10 protein-coding genes are annotated in these 13,579 nt (G+C 37.2%); all 10 read right to left on the reverse strand.

Features of this window, described 5'->3' with window-relative positions; genetic code table 11:
- Positions 1–87 precede the first annotated feature (87 nt).
- The 10 genes from ACZLO7_RS17215 to rpsB all read right to left on the reverse strand — a co-directional run bounded on the left by ACZLO7_RS17215 (position 88) and on the right by rpsB (position 13,505).
- The gene (locus ACZLO7_RS17215; RefSeq protein ID WP_464937393.1) at positions 88–4,422 is read right to left on the reverse strand and encodes a PolC-type DNA polymerase III; all 4,335 of its coding nucleotides are present in this window, start codon (positions 4,420–4,422) and stop codon (positions 88–90) included.
- Between the two features lie 71 nt (positions 4,423–4,493).
- Positions 4,494–6,200, reverse strand: coding sequence for a proline--tRNA ligase (locus tag ACZLO7_RS17220; protein ID WP_464937392.1), 1,707 nt, complete (start codon positions 6,198–6,200; stop codon positions 4,494–4,496).
- A gap of 37 nt (positions 6,201–6,237) precedes the next feature.
- Positions 6,238–7,497, reverse strand: a complete 1,260-nt coding sequence (gene rseP, locus ACZLO7_RS17225; RefSeq protein ID WP_464937391.1) for an RIP metalloprotease RseP — start codon at positions 7,495–7,497, stop codon at positions 6,238–6,240.
- Between the two features lie 47 nt (positions 7,498–7,544).
- Complete coding sequence (locus ACZLO7_RS17230) at positions 7,545–8,690, reverse strand: 1-deoxy-D-xylulose-5-phosphate reductoisomerase (RefSeq protein WP_464937390.1); 1,146 nt, start codon at positions 8,688–8,690, stop codon at positions 7,545–7,547.
- A gap of 17 nt (positions 8,691–8,707) precedes the next feature.
- On the reverse strand, positions 8,708–9,502 hold the full coding sequence (locus tag ACZLO7_RS17235; protein ID WP_464937389.1) for a phosphatidate cytidylyltransferase: 795 nt from the start codon (positions 9,500–9,502) through the stop codon (positions 8,708–8,710).
- Positions 9,503–9,505: 3 nt separating this feature from the next.
- On the reverse strand, positions 9,506–10,291 hold the full coding sequence (gene uppS / locus ACZLO7_RS17240; protein WP_464937388.1) for an undecaprenyl pyrophosphate synthase: 786 nt from the start codon (positions 10,289–10,291) through the stop codon (positions 9,506–9,508).
- Positions 10,292–10,431: 140 nt separating this feature from the next.
- Complete coding sequence (gene frr, locus ACZLO7_RS17245; protein ID WP_464937387.1) at positions 10,432–10,989, reverse strand: ribosome recycling factor; 558 nt, start codon at positions 10,987–10,989, stop codon at positions 10,432–10,434.
- A complete protein-coding gene (gene pyrH / locus ACZLO7_RS17250) occupies positions 10,989–11,714 on the reverse strand; it encodes a UMP kinase (RefSeq protein WP_038184190.1) in 726 nt (241 codons plus the stop codon). Before pyrH ends, frr begins: the two co-directional genes overlap by 1 nt.
- A gap of 87 nt (positions 11,715–11,801) precedes the next feature.
- Complete coding sequence (gene tsf / locus ACZLO7_RS17255) at positions 11,802–12,686, reverse strand: translation elongation factor Ts (protein WP_427732482.1); 885 nt, start codon at positions 12,684–12,686, stop codon at positions 11,802–11,804.
- Positions 12,687–12,785: 99 nt separating this feature from the next.
- Complete coding sequence (gene rpsB / locus ACZLO7_RS17260; protein WP_427748919.1) at positions 12,786–13,505, reverse strand: 30S ribosomal protein S2; 720 nt, start codon at positions 13,503–13,505, stop codon at positions 12,786–12,788.
- Positions 13,506–13,579: the final 74 nt, after the last annotated feature.

Consider the following 13,579-nt stretch of genomic DNA (forward strand, 5'->3'; position numbering starts at 1 on the left):
CGGGAAATCCCACTCTTTTGCTAGCGTTCTATCAACAAATTAATTAAATAAATGATAGCACATTATAGCCCGAAATGCAAATAAACCCTAGAACAGAGAGAGTTGGTTAGCATCTGGCATACCTTCTAAACAACCTAGTTTATCCATATATTCAATTAATGTTTTCGATACTCGTCCTCGTAATTGTAAATCTTCTTTTGATAAGAACTCGCCATCTTCCCGAGCTTTTACAATGGCAAATGCAACGTTGTTACCAAGACCTGGAATTGCATTAAAAGGAGGAATTAAACTATCACCATCGATAACAAATTCCGTCGCATTTGAACGATACAAATCAACCTTTTGGAAATGATAACCGCGTTCGCACATTTCTAAAGAAAGTTCAAGGACAGTTAGCAAGCTCTTTTCTTTCGTAGAAGCTTCTAACCCTTTTGCATCGATTTCATCAATTTTTGACTTAATCATCTGCGAACCATTTACCATAGCGATAAGATCGAAATCTGAAGCACGAACACTAAAGTATGCACAATAATATAGAATTGGTAAATGTACTTTAAAGTATGCAATACGCACTGCCATTAATACATACGCAGCAGCATGAGCTTTTGGGAACATGTATTTGATTTTCTTACATGAGTCAATGTACCACCCAGGTACTTTATTTGCTTTCATTTCTGCTTCAAATTCTTCTGATAAGCCTTTCCCTTTACGTACTGACTCCATAATTTTAAAGGCTAATGACGGCTCTAATCCTTGATAGATTAAATACACCATAATATCATCACGACAACCGATTACTTCTGATAACACACAAGTACCATTTTGGATTAACTCACTAGCATTCCCTAACCAAACATCAGTACCATGAGACAATCCAGAAATTTGGACAAGTTCTGAGAATGTAGACGGTTTCGTTTCTTCTAACATTTGACGAACAAATCGTGTACCAAACTCAGGAATACCTAAAGTACCTGTTTTACAATTAATTTGCTCTGCTGTTACCCCTAGTGACTCTGGACCATTAAAAATTTGCATAACCTCTGTATCATCAGTGGGGATTGTTTTAGGATCAATCCCTGATAAATCTTGTAACATACGAATAACTGTCGGGTCATCATGCCCAAGTATATCTAGTTTTAGGACGTTATCATGGATTGAGTGGAAGTCGAAATGAGTTGTTTTCCATTCAGAATCTTGTGCATCTGCCGGGAACTGAATAGGCGAGAAATCGTAAATATCCATATAATCAGGTACTACGATAATACCTCCAGGGTGTTGCCCTGTTGTTCGTTTAACTCCCGTACAACCTTGTACAAGTCGATCAACTTCTGCACCACGATAATTTAAGTTATTGTCACTTGCATATCCTTTTACATAGCCATAAGCAGTTTTCTCTGCGACAGTACCAATTGTTCCTGCACGATACACATACTCTTCACCAAATAATACTTTCGTATAGTTGTGGGCTTGTGGTTGATATTCACCGCTAAAGTTAAGGTCGATATCGGGAACTTTATCTCCTTTAAATCCAAGGAAGGTTTCGAAAGGAATATCGTGGCCGTCTTTTTGATAAGGTTTACCACATTCAGAACAATCCTTATTTGGTAAGTCAAAACCTGAACCAACCGAACCGTCATCAAAAAATTCTGCATGCTGACAATTAGGACATACATAGTGTGGTGGTAAAGGGTTTACTTCAGTAATTTCCATCATTGTTGCAACAAGTGATGAACCGACCGACCCCCTTGAACCTACCAGGTAACCATCATTTAATGATTTCTTTACAAGCTTATGTGAGATTAAATAAATAACAGCGAATCCGTGACCAATAATCGATTTTAATTCTTTCTCAAGACGAGCTTCAACAACCTCTGGTAAGTTAGGTCCGTAAATTGAATGTGCCATATCATAACTCATATTACGTACTTCCTCATCAGCACCTTCAATTTTAGGTGTATAAAGATCGTCTTTTACCGGTTTCACATCACCAATCATGTTTGCGATTTTCTGAGGGTTTGTTACTACAATCTCTTTTGCAATGTCGTCACCTAAAAAAGCAAATGCATCTAGCATTTCGTTAGTCGTACGGAAATGTACTTTTGGTAACGTATGACGATTCAATGGGTTTGCCCCACCTTGTGAACGTATTAATATTTGACGGAATATAGCATCATTCTCATTTAAATAGTGTACATTTCCTGTTGCTACAACAGGCTTGTCTAATTTTTTCCCTAACTTGACTACTTTGCGGATGATATCTTCTAAGTTCCATTCATCACGTACAAGCTCACTATCAATCAAATGTGAATACACAGCTTTTGGATGCACTTCTAAATAATCATAGAATTTTGCAACTTGTTCTGCTTCTTCCATTGATTTTTGCATAACTGTTGTGAAAACTTCCCCTTTATCGCAAGCAGAACCAATAATTAAACCTTCTCGGTACTTCGTTAACATTGATCGTGTAAGACGAGGGACACGGTAAAAAGTTTGCGTATGTGAAAAGCTAATCAGTTTAAAGAGATTCTTCAGACCGATATTATCAGTAGCTAAAATTGTACAGTGTGTAGGACGAGCTCGTTTATATGAATCGCCTCCACCGATGTTTTTGTTAAAATCATCGTGATACTTAATCCCTTTCTCATCTGCTTCTTTTAAGAGATGTAAAAGTAAGAATCCAGTAGCTTCTGTATCATAAATGGCACGGTGATGTTGCGTTAGTTCTATATTGAACTTTTTACATAGAGAATTTAATCTGTGGTTCTTCATTTCAGGATGTAAAAAACGCGCTAACTCCAGCGTGTCAATAACAGGATGATGCATCTCATCAATACCCGCTTTTCTATAGGCCTCATATAAGAAACCTATATCGAATGATGCATTGTGAGCAACAACAATTCCATCACCAATAAATTCATGGAATTTCTTTATCATATCCACAACTTCTGGTGCATTTCTGACCATATCATCAGTAATACCTGTTAGTTCGATGGTTGTTGCAGAAAGGGGATGATGAGGGTTAGCAAAACTCTCAAAGGTATCGACAACTTCACCATTCACGATTCTAACAGCGGCAAGTTCAATAATTGTATCGTATGCAGCAGATAACCCAGTTGTTTCTACGTCAAAAACAACAAATGTATCTGTTTCAAGTAAGCGGTGCTGTTCATCATATGCAATAGGTACACCATCATCTACTAAATTGGCTTCTAAACCATATAGAATCTTAATTCCATGCTTCTTACCCGCATTATAAGCATCTGGAAAAGATTGAGCAACGGCATGATCTGTGATTGCAATTGCAGGGTGTCCCCATTTTGCAGCTTGCGCGACTAGCGCTTCAACAGATGTAACAGCATCCATTTGACTCATCGGCGTATGAAGATGTAGCTCGACACGCTTTTCACCTTCTGGGGAAGTATCTTTACGTAAGATAGGTTTTATCTCCATAATATCTTGTGCCATAACTATTAAATCACGAACAAATGTATCATTTTGAACAGATCCACGTGCCTTTACCCACATTCCCTTTTTAGCCTGCTGCATAAGTGCAGCGTCCTCTTTATCTCTAGAGAACATTTTCACTAAAATAGAATCCGTATAGTCAGTAATTTTCAATGTCAAAAGAGATCGCCCACTACGTAACTCTTTCACTTCTGCATCGAAAACAAATCCCTCAATAGTGATGCGACGTTCTTCATCTTGAATTTGTTGAATCTCCATCATTGCTTCATCCGGCTTTATTGGAATTCCTAGTTGGAATGGACGGTCTGAAACGTCTACACCACTCGGATTATCCTTGCGTTCTTTTTCACGCTTTTGCATATCCTCAACTGCTTTTTTGGCAAAAGCTTCTTCTTCTAGACGGCGCTGTTCTAAAAAGGCAATTTGGGCTTCCGCTAAAGCTTCAGTTGATTCATTTAGTTGAAAATCAATTGCCATATGCGGGAATCCGTATATTTCATAAGCATTTGCAATAATATCTGTATACTTCTTCTTGAGTGTCATCATTTCTAGTTCTTGCTGACATGTAATCATCATTTTCTGACCATTCCACTCCGGCAGCTGTTTCACTAAACCTTCCCTTAATGGAGGTGATAGTTCATCAATGTCTTCGATTACTTTTAACCAATAATCTGTCACTAATTCTTTTGTAATTGTTTGTTGAGGAGCTTCAAAATCTAATTCAATTTGTGCAATTTGCGAAAATGCTTTTGTTAAGCGTGTTTCAAATTCGCGATATACACGAAATGGTAAGATTGCAGCCAGTTTGAGCGAAAATCGCCAAACGCGTTCTTTTTTGTGTACGGTCATTCTAGCTAATTCTGCAGCTTCAAAATAAGGCATATACACGTCTTCAGTTAAATCAATTTGTTGGAGCAGTAGTTGAAATTTCAACTTTGCGTCTTGCTCATTCGTCATATTCCCACCTACCTTCTGTAAAAAAAGAAAAGAAGTACATTAAAGTACTTCCCCTCTTGACTCATTCGACATTACTCAGCGTGAAAAAAGTTATTCAAGCGATCGACTAACTCTTCTTTAGCCCATTCGAATGTTTCACCCGATTGTCTAAATTTCACTTCTAAAATACCTTCTGAAGCTTTTTTACCAATTGTAACACGTACTGGTAAACCAATTAAATCTGCGTCTGCGAATTTAACGCCCGCACGCTCTTTACGATCATCATATAGCACATCATAACGATATGATTGTAGCAATTTGTACGTTTCCTCAGTTAAGTTCTTTTGTGCTTCATCTTTTTCATTCACTGAAATTAAGTGAATATCATACGGCGCAATTTGTTTTGGCCAAACAAAACCATAGCTATCCTGGAATTGTTCTGCAACTGCAGCTAGAGCACGAGATACACCGATACCATAACAACCCATGATAAATGATTGAGCTCGTCCATTCTCATCCAAGAAAGTTGCTTTCATTGAGTCACTATATGTTGTACCTAGTTTGAATACATGTCCAACTTCAATACCTTCAGCAAATTTAATTGTCCCCTTACCGTCTGGAGATGGGTCGCCAACTTGGATAAAGCGTAAATCTTCATAACGATCAATTGCAAAGTCACGACCTGGATTTACATTGATATAGTGGAAGCCATCTTCATTTGCACCACATACCCCGTTACGAATAGATTTAATGGCATTATCCGCAATAACTTTCACATTAATCGGTAGTTTTACAGGTCCTAGAGAACCAACATGACTACCTAATAAATCGAAAATAACTTTGTCATCTGCCAATTCAACAGATTGTGCATCAAGTGCGTTTTTTAATTTAATATCGTTAATTTCATGATCTCCACGAGCTAATACAACAACTAGTTCGTCATCTACATTAAACACTAATGATTTAATACAAGATTCAGGTGATACTTTTAAGAATTCAACAATCTCGTCGATTGATTTTTGGTCAGGGGTAGAAACTTTTTCAAGTTCCTTCATATCTTCATTTGAATGACTATACTCTACGTTTACTTCAGCCATTTCAATATTCGCAGCAAAACCTGATTCATCTGAGAAAGCAATTGTATCTTCTCCAATTTCAGATAACACCATGAATTCATGTGTATCTTTACCACCTATTGAACCAGAATCTGCGATAACTGAGCGGAAGTTCAAACCAAGGCGAGTGAAAATATTCGTATAAGCTTTTACCATATCATTATATGTTTCATCTAAACTTTCACGTGTAGCATGGAATGAATATGCATCTTTCATAACGAATTCACGACCACGTAATAATCCAAAACGAGGGCGCTTTTCATCACGGAATTTATTTTGAATTTGATAAAGTGTTAATGGTAGTTTTTTATAAGATTTTACTTCATCACGAACTAAAGAAGTAATAACTTCTTCATGTGTAGCTCCCAATGCAAAATCACGGTTATGACGGTCTTTCAAACGCATTAACTCTGGGCCGTATGCTTCCCAACGTCCAGTTTCTTGCCATAGCTCAGCTTGTTGCAAAGCAGGCATTAACAGTTCGACAGCATCGATTGCTTCCATTTCTTCGCGAACAATTTGTTCTATTTTTTTAAGTACTTTTGTACCTAGTGGTAAATATGAATAGACACCACTTGTATTTTGACGAATAAAACCTGCACGTAATAATAGCTGGTGAGACTTAACGTCAGCATCAGCTGGTATTTCACGTAAGGTTGGGATAAATGTTTTGCTTTGTTTCATAAAAACCACACCTTTTTGCGTTATTTATAATTACTTATTAAAAGAAGAACCTTTGAATATCGTTCCAAGTAACGACAATCATTAAAATCATTAGCAACATAATACCAACGAAGTGAACCATGCCTTCTTTTTGACGATCAACCGGTTTACCACGTATAGCTTCAAAACCGAAGAATAATAGTCGTCCACCATCTAAAGCTGGTAATGGTAGTAAATTCATGATTCCTAGATTGATACTTAAAATAGCTGCCCAGTTCATGACATTTGTCCAACCATATTTAGCTACTTCTTCAGTTGCTTTGTATATACCTACAGGACCAGATAATGCATCCAGTGTAAATTTACCTGTTACGAGCATACCTAATAATTCAAAGATTTTCATTGTCCATGTATAAGTTTGTTCCACACCGTATGAGAATGCTTTAAGTGGATTTTTTTCCATTGGACTTGAATATTGTACACCTATTTGTCCCATTTTTTGTTCATTTACTACAACTTCTTTTGGAGTTAATGTAATTTGAGCTTTTTCTCCCCCGCGTTGTACATCCAAAGTCATTTCTTTTTTCGGGCTATTTTGAATAGCTTCAGATAGTTCTTGCCAAGTGTCAATCGCTTTACCATTTATAGCTGTAACGACGTCCCCTTTTGCTATACCAGCGGTTTGAGCTGGACTACCTTTTACTACATCAGCAATAATTGGCTCATTAGTTGGAATACCCTGAACTAATCCAATAACAATGAAGATTATACACGAAAGAATAAAGTTAAATAATGGACCTGCAAAAATCGTGATTGCACGTTTACCTAATGATTTCGAATTGAACTGGCGATCATAAGGGGCAATAATTGTTTCAGTGCCGTTTTCATTAATAACTGCATCGCGTGCTACTTCATAACGCACAAGATTTTCGTCTTCGTCATAGCCTTCAATCCACAATTCCTTTTGTAAATCTGCTTTTTCAACTTCCAAGAACAGCATATCTGGTAGTTGCTTATTTTGATTTAAAACGATTTTCTCAATTTCATCTTTGTCATTCAATTGCATACCGATTCTGTACCCAGGTTGTAGCTCGATATTATCCATATCGTCGCCAGCCATGCGGACATAACCTCCAAGTGGAAGTAATCGAATTGTATACAGTGTTTCACCTTTTGTAATAAATAAAATTTTAGGACCAAAGCCTATTGCAAATTCTCTAACTAAAATCCCTGTACGTTTGGCAAAAATAAAGTGACCTAACTCATGAAAGAATACAATTGAGCCGAACACTACTATGAATGCAATAATTGATTGCATGGAATCCCACCTTCTTCAGCTTGAAAAAATATCATTCAATTCTGTAGTTATTTTATCATGCTTTGAACTGATTTTCTCGTTTCTTTGTCTACGTGTAAAATAGTTTCTAAATCAGGTTGTAAAATGTTCACGTGTTTGTCCATAATTCGTTCAATAAGATCTTCAATTTCCAAGAATCTAATCTTCTCTTGCAAAAATGCTCCAACAGCTGCTTCGTTTGCCGCATTCATGGCTGTAAGAATTGTCCCTCCCATTCGACCTGCTTGATATGCGAAATCAAGGCAGCGGAAACGTTTTAAATCTACATTTTCAAAATGTAATTGAGATATCTTCGCCAAATCAAGACGTTCTGCGGTTGAACGTGGTAATCGCTCTGGAAAACTAAGTGCATATTGAATTGGTGTTCGCATATCAGGTGTCCCTAGTTGAGCCATAATACTAGTATCATGATATTCAACCATTGAGTGAATAATACTTTCTCTATGTATTAACACGTCAATATTATCATAATCCACATCATATAACACTGCCGCTTCAATGACTTCAAGCCCTTTATTCATCAATGTTGCTGAATCAATTGTAATTTTAGCTCCCATTGACCAGTTTGGATGATTTAAAGCTTCTTTTAAAGAAACATTTTTCAAATCTTCACGCGTTTGATCCCGGAAACTACCACCTGAAGCAGTTAATATTAAACGAGAAATATCTTTGCGATTTTCACCGTGCATCGATTGCCATAAAGCCGAATGTTCACTATCTACTGGGAGAATTGCCACGCCATATTTTTTGGCTTCCGACATTACTATATGACCCGCAGTTACTAATGTTTCCTTATTAGCAATAGCAATATTCTTTCTAGCTCTAATTGCTGCTAGTGTTGGCTCTAGGCCAACGCTTCCTAATACGGCATTGACTAACACATCAGCTTCTGGGCAAGTAGCTACGTCTATTAAGCCCTGTGTCCCAAATACAAAATCAGTTTTAGGAAACTCTTTTTGCAAAGCTGTTGCATCTTCCTCAAGCTGTACTGAAACGATTAGGGGTTTAAATTCCCTTACAATTTCACGTGTTTTTTCAATATTTTTTCCTGCTGAGAAGGCTACAAGTTGAAACGAATCTTTATGGTCCTTCACAATATCCAAAGTTTGAATACCAATAGATCCTGTTGCGCCTAGTAAACTAATTGATTTCATCAAAATAATCTCCTTCTTCATCCAACAAAGTGCAAGAAATGCAACAATGGTAATACAAATAATAAGCTATCAAAACGGTCTAAAATACCGCCATGTCCAGGTAATATTTTACCTGAGTCTTTTACATCATAATGACGTTTAATAGCTGATTCTACTAAGTCACCCATTTGACCAAAAATAGAAGCAATAATCGTTACAATAATTAATGTGACATACGTTGTTTCAATACCAACAATCAGCTGGAATAGTATTGCAATGACAATTGCTGTAACAATCCCACCTACAAACCCTTCAATTGTTTTATTCGGCGAAATTTCTGGCCATAATTTGTTTTTTCCAAGCTTGCGCCCTACAAAATAAGCTCCTGAGTCAGTTGTCCACACGATAACTAAGGCATAGATAACATATTCTAACCCTTCTATTCGTGTTTCAATCAAATAGTGGAATCCCAAACCTACATAAAGCACGCTTATAATAACAAATCCTACATCATCAAAAGTGAACTTGTTTTTAATTAGCACTGTATAAATTAGCAATAGAATAGCACCTAGAAATAGAAATTCCATTTTCGAATAAGATGTTACTTCTAGAACTTTTGCTTCCCAATCATTTGGCATTAGCAAAATAAACATTGTTAATAATGATAAAATGCCTTGCACTGAAAACAGCGAAATGCCTTTCATTCGTAAAATTTCATACAGACCAACTGCTGCCATCACATATACTAATAACGAAAATGGGAGTCCTCCCAAAACAACAAATGGTATAAATAGCGCAGCAGCAATAACGCCTGTGATAATACGCTGTTTCACGTTTTATTCCCCTTTCAGTCCTCCGTATCGACGATTACGTTTTTGATAATCGTTCACCGCATCTATAAGTGAATGTTCGTCAAAATCCGGCCAGAGCGTGTCAGTAAACCAAAATTCAGTATATGCTAGCTGCCAAAGCATAAAATTACTCAAACGAATCTCTCCGCTTGTACGAATTAATAAATCAGGTTCTGGTAACTCACTAGTCATTAAATGCGTTGAAATACTCTCTTCTGTAATATCTTCCACAGCAATTTCACCATTTTGAGCTTTCTGAACTAATTGTTGTACCGCTGATACAATCTCAGATCGACTACCATAATTAAGTGCAAAATTTAAAACCATACCTGTATTTTTTTCCGTGTCTTTCATCGCTTTTTTTACAGCATTTTGTGTATGTTCAGGAAGAGAGTTCATTTCTCCAATCATCGCGATTCGAATATTCAGTTCCATGAGTTCGGGTAAAAATGAAGTTAAAAATTCCTCAGGTAAGCGCATTAAAAACTCCACTTCCAATCTCGGTCGCTTCCAATTTTCAGTTGAGAATGCATACAAAGTAAGAGCCTTCACGCCAATCGTATTTGCAGCCCTTGTAATTTTACGAACATTTTTCATACCTTCATGGTGACCAGCTACACGTGGCATTGCACGTTTTTTTGCCCAACGACCATTACCATCCATAATAATAGCAATGTGCTTGGGCACAATTTCCCCTGCCATATCCGAAATTCGTTCCTGTAAATTTCGATTTTGTTTATCTGATTTTCTCCATACGAGTTTATTCAACATTTAGAATCCTCCACTAGCTTACAAATCGGAACGTATACTTCATCTATCATATCAAAAATAAGAATTCTTTTCCTTAATCTTGTTTAAAAAAAAGACGTCCCCTTAGTTAGGACGTCTTTTAGAAAACAAGGTTCTTGAAATTAAACTGCCATGATTTCTTTCTCTTTTTCTTTAGCAAGTTCATCAACTTTTACAATGCTTTCGTCTGTTGCCTTTTGGACATCATCAGCATAGCCTCGTAAATCGTCTTCTGTAATATCGCCATTTTTTTCGAGTTTTTTGAAATCCTCATTTGCATCACGACGCACGTTACGGATTGCAACTTTAGCATCTTCAGCAGCCTTTTTAACGACTTTTACAAGCTCTTTTCGGCGCTCTTCTGTTAAAGCCGGAATTGCTAAACGAATAATATTCCCATCATTAGTTGGTGTAATACCAATATCTGATTTCAGTAGTGCTTTTTCGATGTCACCTAGAACTGTTTTGTCATATGGTTGAATGACTAAAAGACGAGCTTCAGGAACAGATACACCTGCTAATTGATTAATTGGTGTTGGTGCACCATAATATTCAACTGAAATTCGGTCTAATAGTGAAGCGTTTGCACGTCCAGCACGAATTGAAGCTAGTTCGCGAGAATACGCGTTAATAGTTTTTGTCATTTTCTCATTAGCTTGAGTCATCACTTCTTTAGGCATTACGAATTCCTCCTAACAACTGTGCCAATAGTTTCACCTTGAACGGCACGTTTAATATTTCCATTCTCCATTATAGAGAATACTATGAGTGGGATATCATTGTCCATACAAAGTGTTGAAGCAGTAGAATCCATTACCTGCAATCCTTGTTGAATAACTTCTAAGTATGTCAGATTATCATATTTTACTGCATCTGCATTTGTTTTTGGATCAGCTGAATATACACCATCTACATTGTTTTTCGCCATTAATATTACATCTGCATTAATTTCAGCAGCACGTAATGCAGCTGTTGTATCTGTCGAGAAGTATGGGTTACCTGTACCCGCCGCAAAAATAACTACGCGTTTTTTCTCTAAATGGCGTACTGCTTTACGACGAATATAAGGTTCCGCTACTTGTGTCATAACTATTGAAGATTGTACACGTGTTTCAACACCAAGATTTTCTAATGAATCTTGTAATGCTAAAGCGTTCATCACTGTAGCTAGCATACCCATATAGTCCGCATTTGCTCGTTCCATACCCATTTCGCTACCGATTTTACCTCTCCAAATATTACCGCCGCCAACAACAAGGGCAACTTCTACACCTAGGTCCACAACTTCTTTAATTTGTTCTGCTACTGATTTTACGATATTAGGTACAAGTCCGAAGCCTTGATCCCCTGCTAAAGCCTCACCGCTTAATTTGATGACGACTCTTTTGTATTGTGGCACACTCATTGGAAACCTCCGTCATACTTTTTTTCTTGAAAAATAGGGAACACGAAAAGCTGTGCTCCCTAGTTTGATATATTAAATGTATATTAATTAGTTACCTTTAACTTGGTTCATTACTTCTTCAGCAAAGTTGTCTTCGCGTTTTTCAATACCTTCGCCCACTTCATAGCGTACGAATGATTTTAAAGTACCGCCAGCAGCTTTAACGAAATCGCCAACTTTTTGGTCTGGGTTTTTAACGAATGATTGGTCAAGAACACAAATTTCTTCGAAGTATTTACGAATACGACCTTCAACCATTTTAGCTACGATGTTTTCTGGTTTACCTTCGTTAAGAGCTTGTTCAGTTAATACTTTACGCTCATGATCGATTTCTTCTTGAGAAATTTGGTCATGAGTAATGTATTTAGGGTTTAAAGCTGCAACGTGCATAGCTACGTCTTTAGCAATTGAAGAATCAGTTGTACCTTCAACTACAGTTAATACGCCGATACGACCGCCCATGTGTAGGTATGGTCCGAATGAGTCAGCGTCAGTTTTTGTAGCAATTTCAAAACGACGAAGAGTGATTTTTTCACCAATTTTAGCAATCGCATTTGAAATGTGATCAGCTACTTTTAAACCGTTTTCCATAGTAGATTCTACAGCCACTTCAACTGAAGCAGGTTTAGTAGCAAGAAGATGCGCCGCTAATTCTTTTACAAGAACTTGGAAGCCTTCGTTTTTAGCTACGAAGTCAGTTTCAGCATTTACTTCAACTAGTACAGCTTCGTTTCCTTCTTCTAAAATGAAAGTTGTACCTTCAGCTGCAATACGATCTGTTTTTTTAGCTGCAGCAGAAAGACCTTTTTCGCGTAAGAAGTCGATTGCTGCGTCCATATCTCCGTCTACTTGTACTAATGCTTTTTTACAATCCATCATACCAGCACCAGTTTTTTCGCGTAATTCTTTTACCATTTGTGCAGTTACTGCCATTGTTAGTTCCTCCTTGTGTAATCATGTTATGAATTTTATTTTCTCAAAAAAAGGCGATAAGAGGGTTTAGCCGCTTATCACCTGTTTCTTACTCGTGAATTACTCTGCTGCAGCTTCAGTAGCTGGAGCTTCCTCTTCACCTTGTTTAGACTCAATCAAAGCGTCTGCCATTTTTGCAGTTAATAATTTAACAGCGCGAATTGCATCGTCATTTGCAGGAATAACGTAGTCGATTTCATCTGGATCACAGTTAGTATCAACAATACCTACAAGAGGGATGTTTAGTTTGCGTGCTTCAGCAACAGCAATACGTTCTTTACGTGGATCTACTACGAACATAACATCAGGGATACCTTGCATGTCGCGGATACCACCTAAGAATTTAACTAAACGTTCGTGTTGTTTTTTAAGTTGAACAACTTCTTTTTTAGGAAGAACTTCGAAAGTACCGTCTTCTTCCATTTTTTCGATTTGTTTCATACGCGCAACACGTTTTTGAATTGTACCGAAGTTAGTTAAAGTACCACCTAACCAACGTTGGTTAATATAGTAGTTACCAGAACGCTCTGCTTCTTCTTTGATAGCTTCTTGTGCTTGTTTTTTCGTACCAACGAAAAGCACTTTACCGCCATCAGCACCAACTTGGCGCATGAAGTCATAAGCTTCCTCTAATTTTTTAACAGTTTTTTGTAAATCGATAATGTAGATACCGTTACGTTCAACAAAAATGAATTTTTTCATTTTTGGGTTCCAACGGCGAGTTTGGTGACCGAAATGTACACCAGCCTCAAGTAATTGTTTCATAGAAATTACTGACATGTGTGTTTCCTCCTGAAAATGGTTTTTTTGTCCTCCGTATTCGTCATTTGTAAGAGTAACTCTATTAAAAGAGC

The organism is Viridibacillus sp. d25.2, assembly GCF_055456015.2.

Bases quoted from the DNA above. Each gene is read 5' to 3' on its own strand.
- ACZLO7_RS17215 (WP_464937393.1), bottom strand. From the start codon at position 4,422: ATGACGAATGAGCAAGACGCAAAGTTGAAATTTCAACTACTGCTCCAA.
- ACZLO7_RS17220 (WP_464937392.1), bottom strand. From the start codon at position 6,200: ATGAAACAAAGCAAAACATTTATCCCAACCTTACGTGAAATACCAGCT.
- rseP (WP_464937391.1), bottom strand. From the start codon at position 7,497: ATGCAATCAATTATTGCATTCATAGTAGTGTTCGGCTCAATTGTATTC.
- ACZLO7_RS17230 (WP_464937390.1), bottom strand. From the start codon at position 8,690: ATGAAATCAATTAGTTTACTAGGCGCAACAGGATCTATTGGTATTCAA.
- uppS (WP_464937388.1), bottom strand. From the start codon at position 10,291: ATGTTGAATAAACTCGTATGGAGAAAATCAGATAAACAAAATCGAAAT.
- frr (WP_464937387.1), bottom strand. From the start codon at position 10,989: ATGCCTAAAGAAGTGATGACTCAAGCTAATGAGAAAATGACAAAAACT.
- pyrH (WP_038184190.1), bottom strand. From the start codon at position 11,714: ATGAGTGTGCCACAATACAAAAGAGTCGTCATCAAATTAAGCGGTGAG.
- tsf (WP_427732482.1), bottom strand. From the start codon at position 12,686: ATGGCAGTAACTGCACAAATGGTAAAAGAATTACGCGAAAAAACTGGT.
- rpsB (WP_427748919.1), bottom strand. From the start codon at position 13,505: ATGTCAGTAATTTCTATGAAACAATTACTTGAGGCTGGTGTACATTTC.